Here is a 25,262-nt window from a genome sequence, read left to right on the forward strand (position 1 = left end):
GACGATCATTTAATTTTTTTGAGTACAGGATTTGATGGTGGAGCAACTGGCGGACGGCGGCATCCGGGTCGAGGCACTGACAGCTGACTATCAGGCCCAGGCCAATGAGTGGGCGCAGCGCCTGGACCTGCCGCTGGCGGACGATAAGGCAGGCTTTGCCGTGCAGGTCGGTGCCAACGGCCTGCAGATCCAGCAACTGGGCCCGCAGGCGCCGGGGCCGGTGCGGGTCGACTTCGTCGAAGGCGCGGCGGCGCACCGGCGGATGTTCGGCGGCGGTAGCGGGCAGATGATCGCCAAGGCGGTGGGCATTGCCCAGGGCGTGCGCCCGCAAGTGCTCGATTGCACGGCGGGGTTGGGCAAGGATGCGTTCGTGCTGGCCAGCCTGGGTTGCCGGATGACCCTGATCGAGCGCCAGCCGCTGGTTGCCGCGCTGCTGCAGGATGGCCTGGCGCGGGCGGCCAGCGATGCCGAGGTCGGCCCCATTGTCGCGCGGATGCAGCTGCTTACCGGCAATGCCATCGAGCACCTGCGCAATTGGCAGGGCGAGCCGCCGCAGGTGATCTACCTCGACCCGATGTTTCCCCACCGCGACAAGAGCGCCCTGGTGAAAAAGGAAATGCGCGTATTCCGCCCCCTGGTCGGTGACGACCTGGATGCGCCGGCGCTGCTTGAAGCGGCGCTGGCCCTGGCCAGCCACCGGGTAGTGGTCAAGCGCCCGCGCAAGGCACCGATCATCGACGGGCCCAAGCCGAGCCATAGCCTGGAAGGCAAGTCCAGTCGCTACGACATCTACCCGAAAAAAGCCCTCAAGGCCTGATCAGGGCCGATAGGCACTCAGGAACATTCCCACCACTTCCTCGACATGGGCCTGGGCGGCCTCCGCGTCCAGGGCAGGGGCGTAGCCGAGCAGCAGGCGATAATTCGGCGCGCCCTTGAGCAGGCAGAAGAAGTGTTCAGCCGCTTTGTCCGGATGCTCGATGCGCAGCAACCCGCGCTGGTCGACGCGTCGCAGCAACGCCTCCATCTCCCGCAACACCCGCAATGGGCCGGCTTCAAAGAAGATCTGGCTGAGCTTGGGGTCCTGGGTACCCAGGGTCATGATCAGGCGCGTCAGTTGCACGGACTGCTCGCTGCTGATCAGCGCCTGGAAGCCGCAGCCAATGTTGAGCAATACCTGCTCCAGCGGCGCACCGTCAGGCAGCTCGAAGATCAACTCCGGCAATTGCGCGGTGCAGGTTGCCGAGATGGCAGCGGTAAACAGCGTTTCCTTGTCGGTGAAGTGGCTGTAGACCGTGAGTTTTGAAACACCTGCCGCTGTCGCGACCGCATCCATGCTGGTGCTGGCATAGCCAAGCGTTAGAAACAGCTGCTTGGCCGCCTCGAGTATGGCCTGGCGCTTGGCCAGGTCTTTGGGCCGGCCGGGGCCGACGGGAGCGGTGAGATCGTTGGGCATGAGTACGTGTACAGGTTCCAGTTGGTGCACATGGTACATCGCCGACCCGTCCGGGGCTGGCAGATATCGTCATAAAGGATTCGCGTTAATGCGTTTTTTCTCTTGGGCCGCGGCTTCCCGGCTGTGGTTCCCTGATTTAATATACCCGCCAGTATAAATATTCAAAGCGTCACTCGCGAAAGGTCATTCCTCATGTTACGCCATGCCTTGCCCCTCGCTCTGCCCATCGGCCTTGCCGTGCTGCTTTCTGCCTGCGGGCAGGAAAGTGCGCCGCAGACCTCCCTGCGTCCTGCCATGGTGGTGCAGCCGCAACCGGCCAGCGCCGCTGCCGACAGCTACCCGGGCGAGGTGCGCGCGCGCTTCGAGCCGGAGCTGGCGTTCCGTATTGGCGGCAAGGTCAGCAAGCGCCTGGTCGAAGAGGGGCAGCGGGTCAAGGCCGAGCAGCCGCTGGCACAGCTCGACCCCCAGGATGTGCGCCTGCAACTGGAGGCCAGCCGCGCCCAACTGGCCGCCGCTGAAGCCAACCTGACCCTGGTCAAGGCCGAGCGCGACCGCTACAAGACCCTGCTGGACCGTCAGATGGTCAGCCATTCCCAGTATGACAATGCCGAAAACCTCTATCGCGCCGGCCTGGCCCGGCTCAAGCAGGTGCGTGCCGAATACGACGTGGCCGGCAACCAGGCCGAATACGCTGTGTTGCGCGCCTCCCAGGACGGTGTGATCGCCAAGCGTCAGGTCGAGGTCGGGCAGGTGGTGTCCGCCGGCCAGACCGTGTTCACCCTGGCCGCCGATGGCGAGCGCGAAGTGCTGATCGGTCTGCCGGAGCAGCACTTCGGCCGCTTCAAGGTCGGTCAGCCGGTGTCGGTCGAGCTCTGGTCGCAACCCGATGAACGTTTTACCGGGCGTATTCGTGAGCTGTCGCCTTCGGCCGATCCGCGCTCGCGGACCTTCGCCGCGCGCATTGCCTTCACCGCCGGCAAGGTGCCGGCAGAGCTGGGCCAGAGTGCCCGGGTGTATATCCAGCATGCCGAGCGGGCGCCGCTGGCCGTGCCACTGTCGGCGCTGACGGCCGAGAACGGTCAGACCTATGTCTGGCGTGTGGACGCCAACAATACCCTCAAGCGTATACCGGTGCGGGTTGGGGCTTATGGCGAACACACAGTGCCGGTACTCGAAGGCCTCAATGCTTCGGACTGGGTAGTGGCGGCCGGCGTGCATGTGCTCCAGGAGGGGCAACAGGTACGTCCGGTGGATCGTTCCAATCGTGTGGTGAATCTGGCGGCCAAGGAGTAAGTCCCGATGGGTTTCAACCTTTCCGCCTGGGCCCTGCGCAATCGGCAGATCGTGCTGTTCCTGATGATTCTCCTGGCGCTGGTCGGCGCGCTGTCCTACACCAAGCTTGGGCAGAGCGAAGACCCGCCATTCACCTTCAAGGCCATGGTGATTCGCACCATCTGGCCCGGCGCCAGTGCCGAGGAAGTTTCGCGCCAGGTCACCGAGCGCATCGAAAAGAAGCTGATGGAGACCGGCGAGTACGAGAAGATCCTGTCGTTTTCGCGCCCGGGTGAGTCTCAAGTCACCTTCATGGCCCGTGACTCGATGCATTCGGCCGATATTCCCGAGCTGTGGTATCAGATCCGCAAGAAGGTCGCCGATATCCGGCATACCTTGCCGCCGGGCGTCCAGGGGCCGTTTTTCAACGATGAATTCGGCACCACCTTCGGCAACATCTACGCGCTGACCGGCGAAGGTTTTGATTACGCCGTGCTCAAGGACTATGCCGACCGCGTGCAGATCCAGCTGCAGCGGGTCAAGGATGTGGGCAAGGTCGAGCTGTTGGGGCTGCAGGATGAAAAGATCTGGATCGAGCTGTCCAACGTCAAGCTGGCTACCCTCGGCTTGTCCCTGGCGGCTGTGCAGCAGGCCCTGGAAGAACAGAACGCGGTCAGTACCGCGGGCTTCTTCGAGACCCCCAGCGAGCGCCTGCAGCTACGGGTGAGCGGTCGCTTCGACACGGTCGAGCAGATCGAGCAGTTCCCCATCCGTGTTGGCGATCGCACCTTCCGTATCGGTGATGTGGCCCAGGTGCGTCGCGGTTTCAACGACCCTCCCGCGCCACGCATGCGCTTCATGGGGCAGGACGCCCTCGGCCTTGCGGTGTCGATGAAAGCCGGTGGCGACATCCTGGTGCTGGGCAAGGCCCTGGAAGCCGAGTTCGAGCGCATCTCGCACAACTTGCCGGCTGGCATGGAGCTGCGCAAGGTGTCGGATCAGCCGGCGGCGGTGAAAACCGGGGTGGGCGAGTTCGTCCAGGTGCTGGTCGAGGCCCTGGCGATCGTGTTGCTGGTGAGCTTCTTTTCGCTCGGTGTGCGCACCGGACTGGTGGTGGCCCTGGCCATTCCGCTGGTGTTGGCCATGACTTTCGCCACCATGTACTACCTGGGAATTGGCCTGCACAAGATCTCTCTGGGGGCGCTGGTGCTGGCCCTGGGGCTGTTGGTGGACGATGCGATCATTGCCGTCGAGATGATGGCGATCAAGATGGAGCAGGGCTTCGACCGCATCAAGGCCGCCAGCTACGCCTGGACCAGCACGGCCTTCCCGATGCTCACCGGCACCCTGATTACGGCGGCAGGCTTTTTGCCGATTGCCACGGCGCAGTCGAGCACCGGCGAGTACACCCGTTCGATCTTTCAGGTGGTCACCATTGCCTTGGTAGCCTCCTGGATTGCCGCCGTGGTGTTTGTGCCGTACCTGGGCGAGCGCCTGTTGCCGGACCTGGCCAAGCTGCATGCCGCCAAGCATGGCACCGCCGAAGGCGGGCCGGACCCCTACGGCACACCGTTCTACCAGCGTGTGCGGCGTGTGGTGGGCTGGTGCGTCGAGCGGCGCAAAACCGTCATCGTCGCAACCATCGCGCTGTTCATCGGCAGCATTCTGCTGTTTCGCTTCGTGCCCCAGCAGTTCTTCCCGGCCTCCGGGCGACTGGAACTGATGGTCGACCTGAAACTGGCCGAAGGTGCCTCGCTGAGCAATACCGCCGATCAGGTCAAGCGCCTGGAGGCCATGCTCAAGGACCGCGCGGGTATCGACAACTATGTGGCCTATGTCGGCACCGGCTCGCCGCGCTTCTACCTTCCGCTGGACCAGCAGTTGCCGGCGGCAAGCTTTGCCCAGTTCGTGGTACTGGCCAAGACCATCGAAGAGCGTGAAACCCTGCGCAGCTGGCTGATTGCCACCCTCGACGAGCAGTTCCCGGACCTGCGCTCGCGCGTCACCCGCCTGGAGAACGGCCCGCCCGTGGGCTATCCGGTGCAGTTCCGGGTGACTGGCGAGCATATCGAGCAGGTGCGTGCCCTGGCGCGCAAGGTCGCCGCCAAGGTGCGCGAGAACCCCCATGTGGTCAACGTCCACCTGGACTGGGAAGAACCGAGCAAGGTGGTGTACCTGAACATCGACCAGGATCGTGCCCGTGCCTTGGGCGTGAGTACCGCCAACCTTGCCAAGTTCCTGCAGAGCTCGCTCACAGGGTCGTCGGTCAGTCAGTTCCGTGAAGACAACGAACTGATCGAGATCCTCCTGCGCGGTACCCAGCAGGAGCGTACCGAACTTGCCAACTTGCCAAGCCTGGCAGTACCGACCGACAACGGCCAGAGTGTGGCCCTGTCGCAGGTGGCAACGCTTGAGTACGGTTTCGAGGAAGGCATCATCTGGCACCGCAACCGCCTGCCTAGCGTCACGGTGCGTGCCGATATCTATGGCAAGGAACAGCCAGTGACCCTGGTCAAGCAGATCCTGCCGACCCTTGATCCGGTGCGTGCCGAGCTACCCGATGGCTATTTACTGGAAGTCGGTGGCACGGTGGAGGACTCCACCCGCGGACAGAAGTCGGTGAACGCTGGCGTGCCGCTGTTCATCGTGGTCGTGTTGACCTTGCTGATGCTGCAACTGCGCAGCTTTTCGCGCACGGTGATGGTGTTCCTCACCGCGCCGCTGGGGTTGATCGGGGTGACCCTGTTCCTGCTGGTGTTCCGCCAGCCGTTCGGTTTCGTGGCGATGCTCGGGACGATCGCGCTGTCGGGGATGATCATGCGCAACTCGGTGATCCTGGTCGATCAGATCGAACAGGACATTGCGGCGGGGCTGGATCGTTGGCAGGCGATTATCGAGGCGACCGTGCGACGCTTCCGGCCGATTGTGCTGACCGCGCTGGCGGCGGTGCTGGCGATGATCCCGCTGTCACGCAGCGTGTTCTTCGGGCCGATGGCGGTGGCGATCATGGGTGGGTTGATCGTGGCCACGGCGTTGACGCTGTTGTTCTTGCCGGCGTTGTACGCCGCGTGGTTCAGGGTCAAGAAGGGGTGAGTGATCGCGGGGCAAGCCCGCTCCTGTCGTAGGAGCGGGCTTGCCCCGCGATGCGATTACAAGGCCCCGAAAACCTTCTTGGCAACGCTGGTAGCCGCCGCTGCAGGGTTCTGGCGAATGCTTTCTTCCTGCTTGGCAATCATCTCGAACAGGCCGTTGAGCGCCTGCTCGGTCACATAGCCTTCCACATTGGCGCTCTTGGCATCCACCACGCCCAGGGCCGCTGCCTGCCCGGCAAAGCTGTTGTACTGCTGGACCAGGCCCACCTGGTCGGTGGCCTGCTTGACGATCGGCAGGAACTTGGCGCGGATCTGTTCGCGGCTGGTCTTGCTCAGGTACTGGGTGGCCGAGTCGTTGCCGCCTGCGAGGATGCCCTTGGCATCGTCGACGGTCATTTTCTTCACGGCATCGACCAGCAGCGCCTGGGCCTGGGGAACGGCCGCTTCGGCCGCCTTGTTCATGCTGGCCTCCAGCTGCTCGACCTCGGCCCCCATGCCGAACTTCTTCATGGTCTTGGCAGCCTTGCCCAGTTTGCCAGGCAGCTCGATACGCACGTCGGGGTTGGCGCTGAAACCACCGGGCGTGCCCAGTTGCTTGACGGCGACTTGCGCGCCCTGGGTCAGGGCATCCTTGAGGCCGGCGGAGGCGTCTTTCTGCGTGAGGTCACCCAGCGACAGTGCCAGGGCACTGGCCGAAAACAGCAGGCCGGCGCACAGGCCGGTAAAGGTGAGGGCAGGGCGTAACATGGCAGCATCCTTATGCAAAAGCGGGCAATCAATCAACGAACGGCATCAACCTTGATGCGTACCGGTTGCGGGTCGGTGCCATCGAGCTGCACGCCATGGTGTTCGGTGTTGATGAACAGCAATTTGCCGTCGAGCTCGATCCGCGCGCTGACCGCGTAGCGGTGACCAGGCTTGACCTGGGCCGGGTCGTAGCTCAAATGAAAGGGCAGCGGAACCTGGCCTTTGACCGGGCCGCTCTGGCTGGCAAGCGTTACGGCCGGGGCGTCCATCAGTGAAACGTCCTGCAGGCTGACGCTAAGGGTGGCGGCCGGTGGCAGGGCAATGCGCTGCAAGTAGAACACCTCGCCGTCGAGGCTGGCCTTGGAGGCGGGCGGGGTGCTGCTGCAGGCGGCGAGCAGGCTGCCAAGCAGGATCAGGGACAGTTTTTTCATCAGTAGCTCCTTGTGGGTGGAGCCGCCAAGGCGGCGACCAACCCGGGTTAAGTCGTGTTGCTCCAGGGCACAGGCCGGTAGGGTCTATGCCGGTACCATACCGGTGCTAGGCCGGTACGTCGGGGTGCTCTTCGCTGCGGTGCAGGGCAACCTGGCGAATCGACAGCCGAACCTCGGCCGACAGTACGCGCTTGGCAGCACCTTCGGCCAGTTCGCTGAGTTTTTCGTGGTAGCCCAGTTTGCCGTTGGTGTCCGGGCGCAGTACGCCCTGTTCGATCTGGGTCTGGATGAAATGGCGGAACAGGGTCTTGTCGAAGAACTCCGGGGCGTTGAGGCCGTGCAGGATCGACAGGCGCTGGGCCATGACCACGCACAGGTCTTCCAGCTCTTCGGCGCTGAGGGTGTGTTGGCCGCTGTTGAGCAACAGTGCGGTGGCCATGTAGAAGCGCTGTAGCGTCTGGGTGATGGCCCGGGCCAGCAAGGTCAGCAGCACGAACAGGCGTGAGCTGGGCGCCGGGCGCAGGTACACGCCGTTCTCGAAGCGCAGCAGGCCGTGGTCGACAAAGGCTTGCAGCCACTGGTCGATCAGGCCGTCGAGCTCGTCCAGCTCCCAACGAATGAACAGCTCCGATTGCAGGTACGGGTACAACGCCCGGGTGTACTGCAGGATCAGCTCGCGGCTCATGCGCGAGCTGCTCTGGAAGAAACTCGCCAGCAACGCTGGCAGGGCGAAGATGTGCAGGACGTTGTTGCGGTAGTAGGTCATCAACACCGCGTTCTGTTCGTCCAGGTACAGGATCTTGCCCAGCGCATCACTCTGTTCGGCCAGCAGGCCCATGCCCTTGACGTGGCTGATCAAGGCCAGGCCGTCACCTTCGGGCAGGGTGGTGTGCGGTGAGTAGGGCACCTGGCGCAGCAAGGCCAGGTAGAGGTCAAGCACACGCGCCAGGGCGCGCTCGTCCAGGGCCAGCCGGCTGGTCGAGAGCAGGGCCAGTGCGGCGAGATTGACCGGGTTGATGGCCGCGGCCTCGTTGAGGTGGCGGGCGACCTTTTCACCCAGGCGCGAGGTGGTTTCGTTCAGCCAGGCGGGGCGGAACTGCGGTGCATGGGCTTGCTCGCGCCAGCCCGGTTGTTGCTGGTCGAGGAAGGCGCCGAGGCGAATCGGCTCGCCGAAGTTGACCGCCACCTGGCCGAAGCGCTGCTTGAGGGCACCCAGGACCTTGAAGATGTCGAAGATCGACTCCTTCTTTTTGCTCGCGCCACGCAGTTCACCCAGGTAAGTGCGGCCTTCAAGCACGCGCTCGTAGCCGATGTACACCGGTACGAAGACGATGGGCGTGCGCGAGGAGCGCAGGTAGCTGCGCAGGGTAATGGCCAGCATGCCGGTCTTGGGCTGGAGCATGCGCCCGGTCCGCGAACGGCCGCCTTCGACGAAGTACTCCACCGGGAAACCCTTGGTGAACAGGGTGTGCAGGTATTCGTTGAACACCGCCGTGTACAGCGGGTTGCCCTTGAAGGTACGGCGCATGAAGAACGCCCCGCCGCGGCGCAGCAGGCCGCCGATCACCGGCATGTTCAGGTTAATGCCGGCGGCGATGTGCGGCGGCGTCAGGCCGTTGCGAAACAGCAGGTACGACAGCAGCAAGTAGTCGATGTGGCTGCGGTGGCAGGGTACGTAGATCACCTCGTGGCCCGGGGCGATGCCCTGTACCTGCTCGATGTGATTGACCTTGATGCCGTCGTAGATCTTGTTCCAGAACCAACTGAGCACCACTTCCAGGAAGCGGATGGCCGTATAGGTGTAGTCCGAGGCGATCTCGTTGCCATAGCGCAGGGCCTGGGCCTCGGCCTTGGCCAGGGGGATATTCTGGCGTTCGGCCTCGTCGGCGATGGCCTGGCGAACCAGCGGATCGTGGACCAGGCCTTTGACCAGGTTGCGCCGGTGCGAGATGTCCGGGCCGATGACCGCGGTCTTGAGGTTGCGAAAGTGTACCCGCAGCATGCGCTGGGCCATGCGCACGGTGCGCTCGTGGCCCTTGTTGTGCTGCACCAGTTCACGCAGGTGAATCGGCTCGGAAAACTGCACGCGGGTCTTGCGGCCCAGAATCAGCACGGTCAGCAGCCGGCGCAAGCGGCCGGTGACGGCCCAGCTGTCGGCGAACAGCAGTTTCCAGGGGCTGGACTCACTGGCCGGTGACTGGCCCCAGAACACGCTGACCGGAATGATCTGCGCATCTTCTTCGGCATGCTGGCTGATGGCATTGACCAGCCGGGCCAGGGTCGGCGGTGCGCCGCGTTTGTCCTGACGGCCAAGCCAGTCTGGCTCGGGCGTGAGGTAGAAGAACGCGGCAGGCTCTTGCAGGGTGCCCACCGACACCGGCAATACCGGACGCGGCAGCCCCGCTTTGGTGCACTCGCGGTCGAGCACGGCCAGGTCGGTCAGGGAGGGCGATTGCAGGGCGTAGAACACCGGACGGCTGCGGTCCAGGTTCAGGGTGAAGGCTGACTGGTTGATGGTCTCGGAGCGAACCCACAGGTACAACAGGCGACGCAGGGCGCCAAAGATCAGGCGGCGCAGGGGGGAACGGGTCATACGGTGTGTGCTCTGGATGAGATTTTCGAGTGGTTGCTCAGTCGGTTAGTGTGCCGTATCCGCGCAAGTTCAGCAAAAAGCACTCCGGTCATGAAATTTAATTTAAGTGTGTCATATACTCGGTCCGCCGCTTGCAGGAGTTTTCTGCAAGCTGCGTCGGTGGAGGGTGGTGACCCCTCCGCAAGCAAGGCGATTCCAAAATAAAAATTCGGAGTAGTTCAGATGTCGTCTCGTGAAACTGGAAGTGTGAAGTGGTTCAATGACGCCAAGGGTTATGGCTTCATTCAGCGTGAAGGTGGCGCGGACGTGTTCGTTCACTACCGTGCCATTCGTGGTGAGGGGCATCGCACCCTCATCGAGGGGCAGCAGGTCGAATACAGTCTGACTCAGGGCCAGAAAGGCCTGCAGGCGGAAGATGTAATCGGGCTGTAAGCGCCGGGCCACAAGCCTTGAGCCTGGGTCCACCAGCGAAAAGGCCCGCCGCCGGACGACCGGGGCGGGCCTTTTCGTAAAAAACCGGCTCAGCTGGTACGCCAGGTGATTTCCTCTTCACCGTCGGCGCTGATGCGGATCCAGCGATCGGCATCGTCCTCACCTTCTTCCTCGACCCAGGTACCCGGCGCACAGCGCACTTCGACGTTCAGTGCGGCAAAGGCGGCGCGGGCGCAGGCGATGTCATCGTCCCACGGGGTCTGGTCACTTTCCAGGTAGAGACTGTTCCATTTGCCTACAGCCTTCGGTAACCAGGTAACTGGAATGTTACCGGCCGTGCATTTCCAGGTCTGACCTTTTTGCTGCCATTCGCTGCAAGGGCCCAATGCCTGGGTCAGCCAGTCAGCGATCTGCTTGTGGTCGACGTCGGCGTCTTTGAGGTAAATCTCGATATCGGGTTGGCGCATGGGGGCTCCGGGTGTGCTCAGTCTTGTCGCACAAAGTAATCGTAACGCATCGATACCGTGACCTCGAAAGGCTCGGCCTGCTCGATGACGCCGGCTCGTTTTTCCGCGCTGGCGCGCCAGCCATGAGGGGTCATGGCCAGCAGGTCGGCGCGGGACTTGCCATCGACAAGGCTCAGGCGGAATTTCAGGGTTTCGCTGTGGGCGTGCTGCATGCCCGCCGGGACCAGCGCCAGGTGCTTGTCGTCGGCGTAGTCGCGCACTTCATCGTAGAGCTTGTGGCGCAATTCGATCAGGTGCTCGTTGGTCGGGCCGACACGCATCAGGCCGCCGCCAGGGGCGAGCAGGCGCAGGGCCTCCTGCCAGTCCAGGGGGCTGAAGACGCTGGCCAGGAACTGGCAGCTGGCATCGGCCAGGGGCACCCGCGCCATGCTGGCGACCAGCCAGGTCAGTGCCGGGTTGCGCCGGCAGGCACGCTTGACCGCTTCGCGAGAGATGTCCAGCGCGTAACCGTCGGCCTCGGGCAGTGCCTGGGCGATCTGCGCGGTGTAGTAACCCTCGCCACAGCCGATATCCAGCCAGCGCTCAGGTGCGCGCTCTGCCGCAAGCTCCGCCAGCCGGCGGGCCACCGGGGCGTAGTGCCCGGCGTTGAGGAAGTCGCGGCGGGCTTCGACCATGGCCTGGTTGTCGCCCGGGTCGCGGCTGTTCTTGTGCTGCACCGGCAACAGGTTCAGGTAGCCCTGGCGGGCACGGTCGAAACGGTGGCCGGCCGGGCAGGCCACACCGTTATCGAGGGTGCTCAGCGGGGCGCTGCAGAGAGGGCAGGTGAGCATCAGGCAAGCAACCGGGTCAGGGTCTGGTAGTAGATTTCGGTCAGTACATCCAGGTCGCTGGCCAGGATCCGCTCGTTGACCTGGTGGATGGTCGCGTTGACCGGGCCCAGCTCGACCACCTGGGTGCCGAGGGTGGCAATGAAGCGCCCGTCGGAGGTGCCGCCGCTGGTCGAGGCTTTGGTTTCGCGGCCGGTCACGGCCTTGATGCTGGCCGAGACGGCATCGAGCAGGTCACCCGGCTCGGTCAGGAACGGCAGGCCCGACAGCGCCCAGTCCACATGCCAGTCCAGCTGGTGCTTGTCGAGGATCGCCGCGACACGCTGCTGCAGGCCTTCGACCGTCGACTCGGTGGAGAAGCGGAAGTTGAACAGTGCGGTCAGCTCGCCTGGCACCACGTTGGTGGCGCCAGTACCGGAATTGAGGTTGGAGATCTGGAAGCTGGTTGGCGGGAAGAAAGCATTGCCTTCGTCCCAGTGCTCGGCTGCCAGTTCCGCCAGGGCCGGGGCGGCCAGGTGGATCGGATTCTTGGCCAGGTGCGGGTAGGCCACATGCCCCTGCACACCGCGTACGGTCAGCTTCGCGCCCAGGGAGCCGCGACGGCCGTTCTTGACCACGTCACCCACCAGGCTGGTGCTCGACGGCTCACCGACGATGCACCAGTCCAGACGCTCCTTGCGCGCGGCCAGGCGCTCGATGACGGCCTTGGTGCCGTGGTGGGCCGGGCCTTCTTCGTCGCTGGTGATCAGGAATGCCACCTTGCCGCGGTGGTTGGGGTAGTCGGCGACAAAGCGCTCGGTGGCTACCACCATGGCGGCCAGGCTGCCTTTCATGTCGGCGGCGCCGCGGCCACAGAGCATGCCTTCGGCATCGATCAGGGCATCGAACGGATCGTTCTGCCAGGCTTGCACCGGGCCTGTAGGCACCACGTCGGTGTGACCGGCAAAGCACAGCACCGGGCCGTCCTGGGTACCGTGGGTGGCCCAGAAGTTGTCGACGTCTTCGATGCGCATCGGCTCGAGCATGAAGCCGGCATCGCCCAGGCGCTGCATCATTTGTTTCTGGCAGTCGGCGTCCACTGGGGTTACCGAGGGGCGACGGATCAGGTCGCAGGCCAGTTCAAGGGTAGGCGAGAGGTCGGCTGGGGCCGTCATTGAAGGAACTCCGGGGGCAAGGCAGGGCACGAATTCGAGGGGCGTTATCTTATAGCAAAACTGTAGGAGCGGGCTTGCCCCGCGATCAGCGTCAGCACAGATTGTGGCTGTGGGCGTTGATCGCGGGGCAAGCCCGCTCCTACAGAGGTCAGGAGGCCTGGGCGGGTTGGGCGGCATCCACGGGTTTTGGCAGCGACGACAGCATCGCCATGATCAAGGCCGCCAGGTAGGGCAGCGATTGCACCAGCAGCATGGTCACCCAGAAGCGCATGTCATTGCTCGGCAGGCCCTGGACCAGGTAGATCCCCGCCGCCGCACCCCACAACAAGACCATGATGAACAGCTCTTCGCGGGCCTCGGAAATAGCCACCAGCAGCCCGTGGCTGTCGGCATGCTTGGGGGTGCGAATGAACGGAATGCTGCTGGTAAAGAACCCGTACAGCACCGCCTTGGCGATGGTGTGCGACAGCGCCAGGCCTGCCAGGGCCGCCGCGAAGGCGTCCTTGAGGTTGACCCCGACCGCGCGGCGGTACAGGAACACGATCTTGCCGACTTTGAACACGAACAGCGCCAGCGGCGGGATGGCGAAGATCAGCAGTGGCGGGTCGACCCGCTGCGGCACGATGATCATCGCCGCCGACCAGAGCAGGGCGCCCACGGTGAAGAAGATGTTCATGCCATCGGCGATCCACGGCAACCAGCCAGCCAGGAAGTGATAGCGCTGGCCGCGGGTGAGCTCCGTGTCCTTGCCGCGCAGCAGGCTGGCGGCGTGGCGCTTGATGATCTGGATGGCACCGTAGGCCCAGCGAAAGCGCTGCTTCTTGAAGTCGATGAAGGTGTCGGGCATCAGGCCCTTGCCGTAGCTCTCATGGGAGTACGCCGCCGAGTAGCCTTTCTCGAATACCCGCAGGCCCAGTTCGGCGTCTTCACAGATGCACCAGTCGGCCCAGCCCAGTTCTTCGAGCACCGAGCGGCGGGTCATGGTCATGGTGCCGTGCTGGATGATCGCGTCGCGGTCGTTACGGGTCACCATGCCGATATGGAAGAAGCCCTTGTACTCGCTGTAGCACAGCTTCTTGAAGGTGCTTTCGTTCTGGTCGCGGTAGTCCTGGGGCGATTGCACCACGGCGATTTTCGGGTCGGCAAAGTGCGGCACCATGTGCTTGAGCCAGTTGCGGTCCACGCAGTAGTCCGAGTCGATCACCGCGATCACCTCGGCGTCCTTGGCCGTGTGCGGGATCAGGTAGTTGAGCGCACCGCCCTTGAACCCGGCAAGCGGCGAGACGTGGAAGAACTTGAAGCGTTCGCCGAGCATCTCGCAGTGGGCCTTGATCGGCTCCCAGACGGCCGGGTCCTTGGTGTTGTTGTCGATGATCAGGACTTCGTAGTCCGGGTAATCGAGGGCCGCCAGGGCATTGAGGGTCTGTTTGACCATCTCCGGCGGCTCGTTGTAGCACGGCACATGCACCGAGACTTTCGGTCGGTAGGCACTGTCGGCCTGCACCGGCAGGAACTCCCGGCGACGCTTGTGAATCCACACCGCCTCGGCCAGTTCATGGGCTTCGGTCAACAGCACGATGAACACCCCGAGGGCGCCGAGGGCGAGCAGAAAGCCCACGGTCAGGCTGAACCAGGTGCTGTATTGCTGGCTGTAGTCATAGCCGATCCACACCAGCACCGAGCCACAGAGGAACGCGATAAAGGTCAGGAAGGTGCGGCCGCGCTGGCGCAGGGCCGAGCCGTCGATCAGCAGCAGGGTCAGCGACAGCATCGCCAGCACCACCGAACCTACGGCCAGCACGCGCCACTGTGGAATGGCCACCACCGGCCCTTCAAAATTGAATTTCTGCTGGCGTGCGGCATTGAACACGCCCCAGTAGGCGCCCACCGAACCTTCGTCGCTGGCTTTCCAGGGTTGATCGTAGGCTTCGATGACGAAGTAGTTGTAGCCCTGGCGGTTGAGGGTATTGACCAGGGTGCGCAGGTAGATCGCCTGGTCGGCCTGTGTGGCGTCGGCGCCACCGCGCATGCGGCCATTGCTTGGCCAGCCGACCTCGGAAAGCAGCAGCGACTTGCGTGGGAAGAGTTGCTTGAGATCGCGGGCACGGTCGAGCACGAACTGACCGGCGTCCTTCATCGGGATGAATTCCCAGTACGGCAGGATGTGGGCAGCAATCAGGTCGACGTGCTTGGCCAACTCCGGGTGTTCCTTCCAGATGTGCCACTGCTCGCTGGTGGTCACCGGTACTTTCACGGCGGCACGGACCCGGTCCAGGTACTGGATCAGCGCCTCGGGGGTGATTTCTTCGCGGAACAGGGCCTCGTTACCGACCATCACGCGCACGACGCTGCGCGAGCTGTTGGCCAGTTCGATGGCTTTCTGGATTTCCCGCTCGTTGCGTTCAAGGTCCGGGCTGATCCATACCCCAAGCGTCACTCGCAGGCCGAACTCCTCCGCCAGGCGAGGTATCTCGGCCTGGGTGCCTTCGACGGTGTAGATACGAATGCTGTCGGTGAGCTTGCTCAACTGCTCCAGGTCCTGGCGCAGTTCGTCCTCGTTGGGGTACTGGCCCTTCTGCGGGCTTTCGCCGAGGCGAAACGGCGAGTAGGAGAAGCCGGAAATCTGCTCCGGCCAGTCAGGGGCGGATACCGGGCGGTTGATCAGTGCCCAGAACCCGGTGAATAGCGCGGCAATGGCCATGACTATCACCAGGTTGATACCAAATTTACGCGATGACATAGATAGTTCGGGTTCCGAAGGGTGGAACGGGCGAGCGCCACAGGGCGCGGATCGTGCTCTTGGCCGGCCTATGCTGTGTAGGTACAGGTTGGCGGCTGTAGGTTAGATAGACTCCACGTGATGAAGTTCTTGGGCCCGTGCTGTTGTCGTCCAAGACTGAAGATTGCATCGGACATTAAAGCAGGATTAGCGCCGACTTTACCAACTCGTGCGTGGCGTCCGGTCTGAAGCGGGATGGCATCGGGCCGCAAGAGGCCTATAATGCGCGCCGGTTTTTTCGGGGTATGGCCATGAGTACAGATGATCCACGCTTTGCCGGTGTTGCAAGGTTGTATGGCGACAACGGCTTGCAGCGCCTGCGCGAGGCCCATGTGGCAATCGTCGGCATCGGCGGCGTCGGCTCGTGGGCGGCCGAGGCGATGGCCCGGAGTGGCGTCGGTGAGATCTCGCTGTTTGACCTGGACGATGTCTGTGTCAGCAACACCAATCGCCAGTTGCATGCGATGGAAGGCAACATCGGTCGCGCCAAGGCCGAGGTCATGGCCGAGCGCCTGCGGGCGATCAATCCTGCGTGCAAGGTGCATGCGGTGGTGGACTTCGTGACCAAGGAAACCCTGCCCGAATACATCGGCAAGGACATCGACTGCGTGATCGACTGCATCGACAGTGTCATGGCCAAGGCCGCGTTGATCGGCTGGTGCAAGCGGCACAAGGTCACCATCATCACCACCGGCGGCGCCGGCGGGCAGATCGACCCGACCCAGATCCAGGTGGCTGACCTGAACAAGACCTTCAACGACCCACTGGCTTCGCGAGTGCGTTCGACCTTGCGTCGGGACTACAACTTTTCCCGTACGGTCACCCGCAACTACAGCGTGCCGTGCGTGTTCTCCACTGAGCAGCTGCGCTATCCCAAAGGTGACGGCAGTGTCTGCCTGCAGAAGAGTTTCGTCGGGGAGGGCGTCAAGCTCGACTGTTCCGGCGGCTTTGGCGCGGTGATGATGGTGACGGCGACCTTCGGCATGGTCGCCGCCAGCAAGGCGGTGGAAAAACTGGTGGGTGGTGCCCGTCGTCCTTCCGAGCGCAAGGCTCAAGTGCCGGCGGCGAGCTGAGCCATGCGCTGCAGCACGGCGTTCAGGCCGTTGCTGCGCGAGGGGGAGAGCTGGCGGCCCAGGCCCAGTTGATGGAACCAGGCGGGCAGGTCGAGCTGCGCCAGTTCAGTGCTGGACAGGCCTTCGACCCGCACCAGCAGCAGTGCCAGCAGGCCGCGGATGATCCGCGCATCGCTGGCACCCTTGAAGCGCCATTGCCCCTCGTGTTGTTCAGCCACCAGCCAGACCTGGCTTTCGCAACCGTGAACGCGATTGGCCTCGGATTTTTCCTCGTCACTCAACGCTACCAGCCGCTCGCCCCATTGCATCAGTAGGCGAGCCCGTTGTTCCCAGCCGGCCGCCTGCTCAAAGCTGACAAGGGCCTCTTGTGCGCTTTCGGGCAGGCTCATCGCAGCAACTCCAGGGCTTGATCCAGTGCCTCGAAGAAGCGCTGCAAGTCATCGGAATCGTTGTAAAGCGCAAGGGAAACGCGGATGGCACCGTCCAGCCCAAGGCTTTTAAGCAGCGGCATGGCGCAGTGATGCCCGGCGCGGACGGCGATGCCTTGTTCGGTCAGCATATGCGCCAGGTCGGCGTTGTGGACGCCTTCGACCACGAAACTGGCCAGGGCCAGTTGCGGCTGGCCCAGCAGGCGGATGCCTTCGCGATCATTGAGGCCGCGCAGCAGATGGCGATGCAGGCCGGCTTCGTGTTCGGCCACTGCGCTCGGATCAAGCCCGGCCAGGTAGTCGAGGCTGGCGCCCAGGCCAATGACGCCGGCAATCGGCGGTGTGCCGGCCTCGAAACCCAGGGGCGCCGGGCGAAAGCTGGCGCTGTGGTAGTCGGCTATCTGGACCATCTCGCCGCCGAACTGCCAATGGCGCAGGCGCGCCAGGGCTTCGCTGCGGCCGTAAAGCACGCCGACGCCGTCGGGGCCATAGAGTTTGTGGCTGGAAAATACATAAAAGTCGCAGCCCAGTTGCTGCATGTCCTGACGTCCATGCACTACCCCTTGGGCGCCGTCGACAACGGTCAGCGCGCCTTGGGCGCGGGCGTGGTCCAACAGCGGTGCGAGGGGCTGCCAGGCGCCCAGCACATTGGACAGCTGGCTTACCGCCAGCACTCGGGTGCGTGGGCCAATCAGCTGAAGTGCGACTTCCAGGTCGATCAGGCCGCGACCGTCCAGTGGCAGGATCACCAGCTTGAGGCCGCGACGATGGGCCAGCTGTTGCCAGGGCAGCAAGTTGGCGTGGTGTTCCAGGGCGCTGATGGCTATTTCGTCACCGGGCTCGAACTGCCCCTCAAGGCCATAAGCCAGCAGGTTCAGGGCCGATGTGGCGCCATGGGTGAAGACGATGTTCTGGGTGTCGCCGGCATTCAGCCAGCCGGCGACCTTTTCCCGGCTGCGCTCGAACGCCTGGGTAGCCAGGGCGCCGGGCAGGTGTTGGGCACGGTGCACATTGGCGGCGCCGTGGCCGTAATAATGGCTCAGGGCATCGAGCAGGATTTGTGGTTTTTGCGTGGTGGCAGCGCTGTCCAGGTAGGTCTGGTGCTGGCGTTGCAAGGCGGCGATGGCTGGAAAGTCAGCACGCCACGGGGAGGGCTGGAACATGATGATCGGACCTGAATATCGGGCCTGGCGTTAGGCCAGACCCGATGGTACCACTTAGTTGTGAGCGTGCAGCGCTTCGTTCAGCTCGATGGCCGACTTGTGCGTCTTGCACTCTACTGCGCCGGTGACCGAGTTGCGGCGGAACAGCAGGTCGGTCTGGCCAGCCAGATCGCGAGCCTTGACTACCTTGACCAGCTGGTTCTGCTCGTCGAGCAGGGCCACCTTGGTACCGGCAGTGATGTACAGGCCGGCTTCGACGGTGTTGCGGTCACCCAGCGGGATGCCGATACCGGCGTTGGCGCCGATCAGGCAGCCTTCGCCGACCTTGATGATGATGTTGCCGCCGCCCGACAGGGTACCCATGGTCGAGCAGCCGCCGCCCAGGTCCGAACCCTTGCCGACGAAGACGCCCGCAGAAACGCGGCCTTCGATCATGCCTGGGCCTTCAGTACCGGCGTTAAAGTTGACGAAGCCTTCGTGCATGATGGTGGTGCCTTCACCGATGTAGGCACCCAGGCGTACGCGGGCGCTGTCGGCGATACGCACGCCTGCCGGCACGACGTAGTCGGTCATTTTCGGGAACTTGTCGACCGAGAACACTTCCAGCAGTTCGCCCTTCAGGCGGGCTTCGAGTTGCTGTTCGGCCAGCTCTGCCAGATCGACGGCGCCCTGGCTGGTCCAGGCCACGTTCGGCAGCAGCGGGAAGATGCCGGCCAGGCTCAGGCCGTGCGGCTTGACCAGGCGGTGCGAGAGCAGGTGCAGCTTCAGGTAGGCCTCTGGGGTGGAGGTCAGGGCGGCATCTTCGGCCAGCAGGGTAGCGACCAGTGGCTTGTTGCTTTCGGCCAGGCGGGTCAGCAGGGCGGCCTGGGCGGCGTCGACACCCTTGAGGGCATCGGCCAGCTGGGCGGCCTGGGTGTTGCTGAAAGCGATGGCCTGGTTGCCACCTTCATAACCCAGCACTGGCGAGATGGCGGCAACCAGCTCGGCGCTCGGATTGACCAGTGGCTGTGCATAGAAGACTTCCAGCCAGGCGCCTTGACGGTTTTGAGTGCCGACACCGAAGGCCAGGCTGAACAGGGTAGTGGACATGCAGTTACCTCTTGCGAATTTGAATGAAAGCTTGGCGCCGCGTTATTGAAGGGCGGCTGCGTACAGGTCGGGCTTGAAGCCCACCAGGGTCCGCTCGCCGAGATCGAGCACCGGGCGCTTGATCATCGACGGTTGGGCCAGCATCAGTTCGATGGCCTTGGCCTGGTCGAGGTCGGCCTTCTGAGCGTCGTCGAGCTTGCGGAAGGTAGTGCCGGCACGGTTGAGGACAGTTTCCCAGCCGTGTTCGTTGCACCAGCGGTTCAGGCTGTCACGGTCAATGCCTTGGGTCTTGTAGTCGTGAAAGTCGTAGCCCAGGCCTTTGTCTTCCAGCCAGGTACGGGCTTTCTTCATGGTGTCACAGGCCTTGATTCCATAAAGGTGCAATGGCTTGTCGCGGTTGATCATGTCTTGCCCCTCCTGGGAAAAAATGGTGAAGGATTATGCCACGGTCAACCGGTTTGGGTTGCCCTTGCCGAGGCACTTTGTAGCATTGTGTTACAGGTTTCGGCAGCCTCTGCGACTTTTGTGCAGCGGTGCGCCAGCAGCCTGAACGGCTACTATGTCGTTTCAATGGCAAGCCCTGTCCGGGGCATGTGCGCCATTGATTGCGCATGAATTGAACAGGAACACGCCGTATGCAATCAGCCTACACCGTTCTCATCCTGCTGATGCTGGTGAGTGTCTCCAAACTCGTGGGTCGGGTAATCCCGTTGCCGCTGCCGCTGGTGCAGATTGGCGCCGGCGCTTTGCTGGCATGGCCGACCCTGGGGCTGCACGTAGCGCTGGACCCGGAACTGTTCCTCTTCCTGTTCCTGCCGCCGTTGCTGTTTGCCGATGGCTGGCGCATGCCCAAGCGTGATCTGTGGCGCCTGCGTGGGCCGATCCTGACACTGGCGGTAGGCCTGGTGCTGTTTACCGTGGTGGGTGCCGGGTACTTCATTCACTGGATTTTGCCGAGCATCCCGCTGCCGGTGGCCTTTGCCCTGGCCGCGGTGCTGTCGCCAACCGACGCCGTAGCGGTATCGGCCATTACCCAGGACCGCCTGCCGACGCCCTTGATGCACATGCTTCAGGGCGAAGCCTTGATGAACGATGCAACGGGCCTGGTGACCTTCAAGTTCGCCCTGGTGGCGGCGATTACCGGGGCGTTCTCGCTGGCCCAGGCCAGCCTCACCTTCGTGCTGGTGGCAGTCGGTGGCCTGGCGATCGGTGTCGCGCTCAGTTGGCTGGTAGGGCGCTTGCGCGCCTGGATGATCGCCCGCGGTTGGGATGATCCGGCCACCCACGTGGTGTTCATGTTGCTGCTGCCGTTTGCCGCCTATGTGTTGGCCGAGCGCCTTGGCGCCTCCGGGATTCTCTCGGCGGTGGCGGCGGGGATGATGCAGAGCTGGCTCGACTTGCTGCCGCGCCAGACCAGCACCCGCCTGCTCAATCGCAGTGTCTGGTCGCTGCTGGAGTTCAGCTTCAACGGCTTGATCTTCCTGCTGCTGGGCCTGCAGTTGCCGGACATCATCAAGGCGGTCACCAGCCATGAGGCGTCGTTGTGGCCAACCCTGCTGTGGCGGTGCCTGGATGTGGTGGCGATCTTTGCGATGCTGGTGGTGCTGCGTTTTGTCTGGGTGCAGGGCGTATGGCGCCTGATCGGCATGATCCGGCGTTGGCGCGGCAAGAAGGATCTGGTGGAGGTGCCAAATGCACGGTCCTGCTGGCTGTTGACCCTCGGCGGCGTGCGCGGGGCCGTGACGCTGGCCGGTGTCATGTCGGTGCCGCTGCTGATCAGCACCGGCACTGCATTCCCGGAGCGGGACCTGCTGATCTTCATCGCCGCGGGCGTCATTTTGCTTTCACTGGTCTCGGCCTGTATCGCCCTGCCGGTTTTGTTGCGTGGGGTGCCCAAGAGTCCGGATGACACCTTGCGCCAGGAAGCCAAGGAAGCCTGGCGGCGTACGGCCGAAGCTGCGATTCATGCCCTGGAGGCCGAAGAACTGGCCGAGCCTGGAGCCCCTCAGGACGCGGCGCAGGCAGCGCTGGCGGCGGAGCTCAAGGCGCGCCTGATGGCCGAGTACCGGCATCAACTGGATACGTTCAATGACAATGCCGAGGCGCAGGCCCTGGCCGAACAGATGGACCAATTGGAGCGGCGCTTGCGGTTGCGTGCGCTGCGGGCGCAGCGGCTGGAGTTGTACAAGCTGCATCGACATCACCAAGTGGGCGATGACGTGGTACGCGAGGTGCTGGGGGAGCTGGATTTGAGCGAGGCAAACCTGGGGGCGGTGAAATGAATCGCGGGGCAAGCCCGCTCCTACCGGGTAGGAGCGGGCTTGCCCCGCGAAAATTCACTTCTGCAAGAAAGCGCGAATCCGCTGCGCCGCTTCCACGCATTCAGCCAGCGACGCAACCAGCGCCATGCGCACACGGCCGGCCCCCGGGTTGACGCCATTCACTTCACGGGACAGGTAGGAGCCCGGCACCACGGTGACGTGCTGGGTCTGGTACAGGTCGCGGCAGAACTCGGCATCGTCACCCGGCACCTTGGCCCAAAGGTAGAAGCCACCGTCCGGGCGCTGCACATCCATCACCGGCGCGAGAATCTCCAGTACGGCATCGAATTTCTCGCGGTACAGGTCGCGGTTGGCCAGTACGTGTTCTTCATCGTTCCAGGCAGCAATGCTCGCCAGCTGGGTCTGGATCGGCATAGCGCAGCCGTGGTAGGTGCGGTACAGCAGGAACGGCTTGATGATCTCGGCGTCGCCGGCGACGAAGCCCGAACGCAGGCCTGGCAGGTTGGAACGCTTGGACAGGCTGTGGAACACCACGCAACGCTTGAAGTCGCTGCGGCCCAGCTCCACGCAGGCGCTGAGCAGGCCTGGTGGCGGGGTTTGTTCGTCGAAATACAGTTCGCTGTAGCACTCATCGGCGGCAATCACGAAGTCGTGCTCATCTGCCAGGGCGATCAGTTTTTTCAGGGTTTCCATCGGCACCAGAGCGCCGGTGGGGTTGCCGGGTGAGCACAGGAACAGGATCTGGCAACGCTTCCAGGTGTCGGCCGAAACAGCGTCGAAGTCGGGGTTGAAGCCGTTGGTGTCAAGGCAGGGCAAGTAGTGCGGGGTGGCGCCGGCCAACAGGGCCGCGCCTTCGTAGATCTGGTAGAACGGGTTGGGGCTGATCACCAGGCCGTCGGCGTCGCGGTTGACCACGGCCTGGGTGAAGGCGAACAGGGCTTCACGGGTGCCATTGACCGGCAGCACGTGTTTGTCGGCATCCAGCCAGCCACTTGGCACATTGAAGCGACGCTCGCACCAGCGGGTGATGGCCTGGCGCAGGGCCGGAAGGCCGGCAGTAGTGGGGTAGACGGCCATCTGTTGCAGGTTGTCGGCCAGTGCCTGGGCGACGAAGGCCGGCGATTCATGCTTGGGCTCACCGATCGACAGGGCAATGGCGCGCTTGTCGGCAGCTGGCTGAACGCTGCCGAGCAATGCACGCAGTTTCTCGAACGGATAAGGCTGAAGCTGAAGCAGATCGGTGTTCATCGGCGCAAGGTCTCGTCAAACGTTAAATGGTCAGGCGGGAAATCGGTACCACGGCGGCCTGGTCGACGCGCAATTGCTCGACGATGGCGTCCTGCAGGCGGCTGCACAGTTGGGGGTCGGACAGTGGCTGGTTGTCGGCGTCGGTAATGAAGAACACGTCTTCGACCCGCTCGCCGAGGGTGGCAATCTTGGCATTTTGCAGCGACAGATCGAATTCCAGGAAGATCTTGCCGATCCGCGCCAGCAGGCCAGGGCGGTCGGGGGCGCTGAGCTCGAGGATGGTGACCGGGCGCTGGGCGTCGTTGTGGATGGTGACCTGCGGCGCGAAGGTGAAGTGCTTGAGCTGGCGCGGCACCCGACGCTTGATGATGGTCGGGTAGTCATCCGGGTTGCGCAGGGCGTCGGTCAGGCCGTCGCGAATCTCCTTGACCCGCTGCGGATTGTCGCCGATCGAGCCGCCATCGTTGTCGAGCACGATGTAGGTGTCGAGGGTGAACTGGCTGCTGGAGGTGATGATGCGGGCGTCATGGATGTTCAGGTTGAGCTGGTCCATGGCCGCTACGGTCACGGCGAAGAAGTCGTGCTGGTCGGGTGCGTAGATGAAGATCTGCGTGCCGCCTTCAAACTCGCGCTGGGTGGTTTCCTTGATCAGCACCAGCGGGCCGCCGTCGGCCGGCTGCTGCAGGATCGCGTCGCTGTGCCAGGCCACGTCGGCTGCGGTATGGCGCAGGAAGTAGTCGTCGCCCAGTTGCGCCCAGAGCTGCTCGACGTCGTCCGGGTCGGTGCCTTCGCGGATCAGGATGTCCAGGGCCGAGCTCTGGGTCTGGCGGATCTGCTCTTCGCGGTCCAGCGGGTTTTCAAGGCCCCGGCGCAGGGCGCGCTTGGTCTCGGTGTAGAGCTGGCGCAACAGGCTTGCACGCCAGGAGTTCCACAGGCTTGGGTTGGTGGCGTTGATGTCGGCCACGGTGAGCACATAGAGGTAGTCCAGGCGGGTTTCGTCGCCCACCAGCTGCGCAAAATCGTGGATCACCTGCGGGTCGGAGAGGTCCTTGCGCTGGGCGGTGGTCGACATCACCAGGTGATGCTGAACCAGCCAGACGATCAGGCGGCTGTCCCACACCGGCAATTGGTGGCGGACGCCGAAGGCCTGGGCGTCCACTGCACCGAGCTCGGAGTGATCGCCCTGGCGACCCTTGCCGATGTCGTGATAGAGCCCGGCCAGGTAGATCAGCTCAGGCTTGGGCAGTCGGCCCATGAGCTTGCTGGCCAGCGGGAATTTCTCGGACACCGGGGTGTACTGCAGTTTGCGCAGGTGCTTGATCAGGTTCAGGGTGTGCGCGTCGACCGTATAGATGTGGAACAGGTCGTGCTGCATCTGCCCGATGATCAGGCCGAACTCCGGCAGGTAGCGACCGAGGATGCCGTAGCGGTTCATCCGCCGCAGGTTGCGATGAATGCCGATTTCGCACTTGAACAGCTCGATGAACAGGCTGGTATTGCGAATGTCGTTGCGAAAGTCGTCGTCGATCAGGTGCCGGTGTTCGCGCAGCAGGCGAATGGTGTCGGCGCGCGCCCCCTTGATTTCCGGGTGCTGGGCCATCAGCACGAAGATTTCCAGCATGGCGAACGGCGTGCGTTTGAACACGTTCGGTCTGACGGCCTCGATGTAGCCGTCGTGCAGGCGGAAACGGGCGTTGAGTGGCTGGGTATTGCCACTGTCGTCGTCGAGGATGACTTCTTCAAAGTGCTGGATGATCAGGTCGCTGAGCTCGGCGATGCTCATGACCACCCGGTAGTACTGCTGCATGAACTGCTCGATGGCCCGCTTGGGGTTCTCATCGGTAAAACCCAGCAGGGCGGCGATGCTGCGCTGGTGGTCGAACAGCAAGCGGTCTTCGGCGCGGCCTGCCAGCATGTGCAGGGCGTAGCGCACCTTCCACAGGAACTCCTGGGAGGAGGCCAGCAGGGCATTCTCGCTTTCCAGCAGGAAGCCTTCCCCGGCCAGGGCGTGCAGGTTGAGGGTGCCGTACTGGCGGCGAGCGATCCACAGCACTGTCTGGATGTCGCGCAGCCCGCCCGGTGAACCCTTCACGTTGGGCTCAAGGTTATATTCGGTGTCGTTGTACTTGTGGTGCCGGGCCTTCTGCTCCGCGCGCTTGGCCAGGAAGAACTCCTTGCTCGGCCACATGTGCGCGATGCTGGTGACCTCGAGCATGCGCTGGCGCAGATGCTCGGGGCCGGCGATGGTGCGGCTTTCCATGAGGTTGGTGACCACGGTCAGGTCAGAGCGCGCCTGTTCTGCACATTCCTCGACCGAGCGCACGCTTTGGCCCACTTCCAGGCCAATATCCCAGAGCAAGGTCAGAAAGCGTTCGATCGAGTCGCGAAACACCTCGTGGTCGGCGCTGTCGAGCAGGATCAGCAGGTCGATGTCGGAGTGGGGGTGCAGTTCGCCGCGCCCGTAGCCACCGGTGGCAATCAGGGCGATATCGGCGTCTTCGCTCCAGGTGAACTGGTTCCAGGCCTGTTGCAGGATGTTGTCGACGAACCAGGCGCGGTCCTCGATCAGCCGGCGAATCTCGCGGTTGTCGCGAAAGCGCTTGTCGAGGACTTCGCCCGCCTGGCGGATGGCCTTCTTGAAGGCAGCGATAGGGCTTGCCTTGAGGGCCAGTTCAGCCTGGAACTGGCCGCGATCGAACAGCTCGGGATCCACCTGGGGCATCGAGTCACTT

General features: G+C 63.5%; 20 protein-coding genes. 6 read left to right on the forward strand and 14 right to left on the reverse strand.

Going from position 1 to position 25,262, the window contains the following annotated elements; genetic code table 11:
• The first annotated feature begins 34 nt into the window (after positions 1-34).
• Positions 35-817: a class I SAM-dependent methyltransferase gene (locus U9R80_RS05885; protein WP_301837250.1), complete on the forward strand. Its 783-nt coding sequence runs from the start codon at positions 35-37 to the stop codon at positions 815-817.
• On the opposite strand, the gene U9R80_RS05890 is transcribed toward U9R80_RS05885, so the two are convergent.
• Positions 818-1,453 (reverse strand): TetR/AcrR family transcriptional regulator, encoded by a 636-nt coding sequence (locus U9R80_RS05890; protein WP_301837485.1) that lies wholly within the window; start codon positions 1,451-1,453, stop codon positions 818-820. It lies immediately after the preceding gene.
• Between the two features lie 192 nt (positions 1,454-1,645).
• Between U9R80_RS05890 and U9R80_RS05895 the strand changes: the two genes are divergently transcribed.
• Entirely contained in the window at positions 1,646-2,746 is a 1,101-nt protein-coding gene (locus tag U9R80_RS05895; RefSeq protein ID WP_301837249.1) for an efflux RND transporter periplasmic adaptor subunit, read from the forward strand.
• A gap of 6 nt (positions 2,747-2,752) precedes the next feature.
• A complete protein-coding gene (locus U9R80_RS05900) occupies positions 2,753-5,818 on the forward strand; it encodes an efflux RND transporter permease subunit (protein WP_301837248.1) in 3,066 nt (1,021 codons plus the stop codon).
• A 56-nt stretch (positions 5,819-5,874) separates the two neighbouring features.
• Here the strand turns inward: U9R80_RS05900 and U9R80_RS05905 are convergent, their stop codons facing one another.
• The 3 genes from U9R80_RS05905 to plsB form a co-directional block, all read right to left on the reverse strand.
• Positions 5,875-6,564 (reverse strand): DUF4197 domain-containing protein, encoded by a 690-nt coding sequence (locus U9R80_RS05905; RefSeq protein ID WP_301837247.1) that lies wholly within the window; start codon positions 6,562-6,564, stop codon positions 5,875-5,877.
• Positions 6,565-6,596: 32 nt separating this feature from the next.
• The gene (locus tag U9R80_RS05910) at positions 6,597-6,995 is read right to left on the reverse strand and encodes a YbaY family lipoprotein (protein WP_301837246.1); all 399 of its coding nucleotides are present in this window, start codon (positions 6,993-6,995) and stop codon (positions 6,597-6,599) included.
• Between the two features lie 106 nt (positions 6,996-7,101).
• Positions 7,102-9,588 carry a glycerol-3-phosphate 1-O-acyltransferase PlsB gene (gene plsB / locus U9R80_RS05915; protein ID WP_301837245.1) on the reverse strand — a complete coding sequence of 829 codons (2,487 nt, stop codon included), beginning with the start codon at positions 9,586-9,588 and terminating at the stop codon, positions 7,102-7,104.
• A gap of 222 nt (positions 9,589-9,810) precedes the next feature.
• Between plsB and U9R80_RS05920 the strand changes: the two genes are divergently transcribed.
• Entirely contained in the window at positions 9,811-10,020 is a 210-nt protein-coding gene (locus U9R80_RS05920; RefSeq protein WP_028942973.1) for a cold-shock protein, read from the forward strand.
• 89 nt (positions 10,021-10,109) lie between these two features.
• Here U9R80_RS05920 and U9R80_RS05925 read toward each other — a convergent pair whose 3' ends face one another.
• The 4 genes from U9R80_RS05925 to U9R80_RS05940 form a co-directional block, all read right to left on the reverse strand.
• The gene (locus U9R80_RS05925; RefSeq protein ID WP_028942974.1) at positions 10,110-10,487 is read right to left on the reverse strand and encodes a hypothetical protein; all 378 of its coding nucleotides are present in this window, start codon (positions 10,485-10,487) and stop codon (positions 10,110-10,112) included.
• Positions 10,488-10,504: 17 nt separating this feature from the next.
• Positions 10,505-11,317 (reverse strand): putative RNA methyltransferase, encoded by an 813-nt coding sequence (locus tag U9R80_RS05930; protein WP_301837242.1) that lies wholly within the window; start codon positions 11,315-11,317, stop codon positions 10,505-10,507.
• Entirely contained in the window at positions 11,317-12,468 is a 1,152-nt protein-coding gene (gene dapE / locus U9R80_RS05935; RefSeq protein WP_301837240.1) for a succinyl-diaminopimelate desuccinylase, read from the reverse strand. The genes U9R80_RS05930 and dapE overlap by 1 nt, the downstream gene beginning before the upstream one ends.
• Before the next feature lie 148 nt (positions 12,469-12,616).
• Complete coding sequence (locus U9R80_RS05940; RefSeq protein WP_301837239.1) at positions 12,617-15,208, reverse strand: glycosyltransferase; 2,592 nt, start codon at positions 15,206-15,208, stop codon at positions 12,617-12,619.
• A 290-nt stretch (positions 15,209-15,498) separates the two neighbouring features.
• Here U9R80_RS05940 and tcdA point away from each other — a divergent pair, with 290 nt between their 5' ends.
• Positions 15,499-16,320, forward strand: a complete 822-nt coding sequence (gene tcdA, locus U9R80_RS05945) for a tRNA cyclic N6-threonylcarbamoyladenosine(37) synthase TcdA (protein ID WP_301837238.1) — start codon at positions 15,499-15,501, stop codon at positions 16,318-16,320.
• Here tcdA and U9R80_RS05950 read toward each other — a convergent pair.
• Genes U9R80_RS05950 through U9R80_RS05965 form a run of 4 tightly spaced genes read right to left on the reverse strand, consistent with a single transcriptional unit; the run spans position 16,299 to position 19,405 of the window.
• Entirely contained in the window at positions 16,299-16,709 is a 411-nt protein-coding gene (locus tag U9R80_RS05950) for a SufE family protein (protein WP_301837237.1), read from the reverse strand. The two genes, tcdA and U9R80_RS05950, sit on opposite strands and share 22 nt — an antisense overlap.
• Positions 16,706-17,911 carry an aminotransferase class V-fold PLP-dependent enzyme gene (locus tag U9R80_RS05955; protein WP_301837236.1) on the reverse strand — a complete coding sequence of 402 codons (1,206 nt, stop codon included), beginning with the start codon at positions 17,909-17,911 and terminating at the stop codon, positions 16,706-16,708. Before U9R80_RS05955 ends, U9R80_RS05950 begins: the two co-directional genes overlap by 4 nt.
• Before the next feature lie 54 nt (positions 17,912-17,965).
• Positions 17,966-19,000: a 2,3,4,5-tetrahydropyridine-2,6-dicarboxylate N-succinyltransferase gene (gene dapD, locus U9R80_RS05960; protein WP_301837235.1), complete on the reverse strand. Its 1,035-nt coding sequence runs from the start codon at positions 18,998-19,000 to the stop codon at positions 17,966-17,968.
• A 42-nt stretch (positions 19,001-19,042) separates the two neighbouring features.
• Positions 19,043-19,405, reverse strand: a complete 363-nt coding sequence (locus U9R80_RS05965) for an ArsC family reductase (protein ID WP_274117627.1) — start codon at positions 19,403-19,405, stop codon at positions 19,043-19,045.
• A gap of 230 nt (positions 19,406-19,635) precedes the next feature.
• Here U9R80_RS05965 and U9R80_RS05970 point away from each other — a divergent pair, with 230 nt between their 5' ends.
• Positions 19,636-21,282 (forward strand): Na+/H+ antiporter, encoded by a 1,647-nt coding sequence (locus U9R80_RS05970; protein ID WP_301837234.1) that lies wholly within the window; start codon positions 19,636-19,638, stop codon positions 21,280-21,282.
• Between the two features lie 54 nt (positions 21,283-21,336).
• Here U9R80_RS05970 and dapC read toward each other — a convergent pair whose 3' ends face one another.
• Both dapC and U9R80_RS05980 read right to left on the reverse strand, forming a co-directional pair.
• Complete coding sequence (dapC, locus tag U9R80_RS05975) at positions 21,337-22,530, reverse strand: succinyldiaminopimelate transaminase (protein WP_301837233.1); 1,194 nt, start codon at positions 22,528-22,530, stop codon at positions 21,337-21,339.
• Positions 22,531-22,552: 22 nt separating this feature from the next.
• Positions 22,553-25,252 carry a [protein-PII] uridylyltransferase gene (locus tag U9R80_RS05980; RefSeq protein WP_301837232.1) on the reverse strand — a complete coding sequence of 900 codons (2,700 nt, stop codon included), beginning with the start codon at positions 25,250-25,252 and terminating at the stop codon, positions 22,553-22,555.
• Positions 25,253-25,262 lie beyond the last annotated feature (10 nt).

Source organism: Pseudomonas sp. JQ170C (genome assembly GCF_035581345.1).
In the GTDB taxonomy this organism is placed as follows: domain Bacteria; phylum Pseudomonadota; class Gammaproteobacteria; order Pseudomonadales; family Pseudomonadaceae; genus Aquipseudomonas.

Coding starts and splice junctions, on each gene's coding strand:
- U9R80_RS05885 (WP_301837250.1), top strand. CDS start 35: ATGGTGGAGCAACTGGCGGACGGCGGCATCCGGGTCGAGGCACTGACA.
- U9R80_RS05890 (WP_301837485.1), bottom strand. CDS start 1,453: ATGCCCAACGATCTCACCGCTCCCGTCGGCCCCGGCCGGCCCAAAGAC.
- U9R80_RS05895 (WP_301837249.1), top strand. CDS start 1,646: ATGTTACGCCATGCCTTGCCCCTCGCTCTGCCCATCGGCCTTGCCGTG.
- U9R80_RS05900 (WP_301837248.1), top strand. CDS start 2,753: ATGGGTTTCAACCTTTCCGCCTGGGCCCTGCGCAATCGGCAGATCGTG.
- U9R80_RS05905 (WP_301837247.1), bottom strand. CDS start 6,564: ATGTTACGCCCTGCCCTCACCTTTACCGGCCTGTGCGCCGGCCTGCTG.
- U9R80_RS05910 (WP_301837246.1), bottom strand. CDS start 6,995: ATGAAAAAACTGTCCCTGATCCTGCTTGGCAGCCTGCTCGCCGCCTGC.
- plsB (WP_301837245.1), bottom strand. CDS start 9,588: ATGACCCGTTCCCCCCTGCGCCGCCTGATCTTTGGCGCCCTGCGTCGC.
- U9R80_RS05920 (WP_028942973.1), top strand. CDS start 9,811: ATGTCGTCTCGTGAAACTGGAAGTGTGAAGTGGTTCAATGACGCCAAG.
- U9R80_RS05925 (WP_028942974.1), bottom strand. CDS start 10,487: ATGCGCCAACCCGATATCGAGATTTACCTCAAAGACGCCGACGTCGAC.
- U9R80_RS05930 (WP_301837242.1), bottom strand. CDS start 11,317: ATGCTCACCTGCCCTCTCTGCAGCGCCCCGCTGAGCACCCTCGATAAC.
- dapE (WP_301837240.1), bottom strand. CDS start 12,468: ATGACGGCCCCAGCCGACCTCTCGCCTACCCTTGAACTGGCCTGCGAC.
- U9R80_RS05940 (WP_301837239.1), bottom strand. CDS start 15,208: ATGTCATCGCGTAAATTTGGTATCAACCTGGTGATAGTCATGGCCATT.
- tcdA (WP_301837238.1), top strand. CDS start 15,499: ATGAGTACAGATGATCCACGCTTTGCCGGTGTTGCAAGGTTGTATGGC.
- U9R80_RS05950 (WP_301837237.1), bottom strand. CDS start 16,709: ATGAGCCTGCCCGAAAGCGCACAAGAGGCCCTTGTCAGCTTTGAGCAG.
- U9R80_RS05955 (WP_301837236.1), bottom strand. CDS start 17,911: ATGTTCCAGCCCTCCCCGTGGCGTGCTGACTTTCCAGCCATCGCCGCC.
- dapD (WP_301837235.1), bottom strand. CDS start 19,000: ATGTCCACTACCCTGTTCAGCCTGGCCTTCGGTGTCGGCACTCAAAAC.
- U9R80_RS05965 (WP_274117627.1), bottom strand. CDS start 19,405: ATGATCAACCGCGACAAGCCATTGCACCTTTATGGAATCAAGGCCTGT.
- U9R80_RS05970 (WP_301837234.1), top strand. CDS start 19,636: ATGCAATCAGCCTACACCGTTCTCATCCTGCTGATGCTGGTGAGTGTC.
- dapC (WP_301837233.1), bottom strand. CDS start 22,530: ATGAACACCGATCTGCTTCAGCTTCAGCCTTATCCGTTCGAGAAACTG.
- U9R80_RS05980 (WP_301837232.1), bottom strand. CDS start 25,252: ATGCCCCAGGTGGATCCCGAGCTGTTCGATCGCGGCCAGTTCCAGGCT.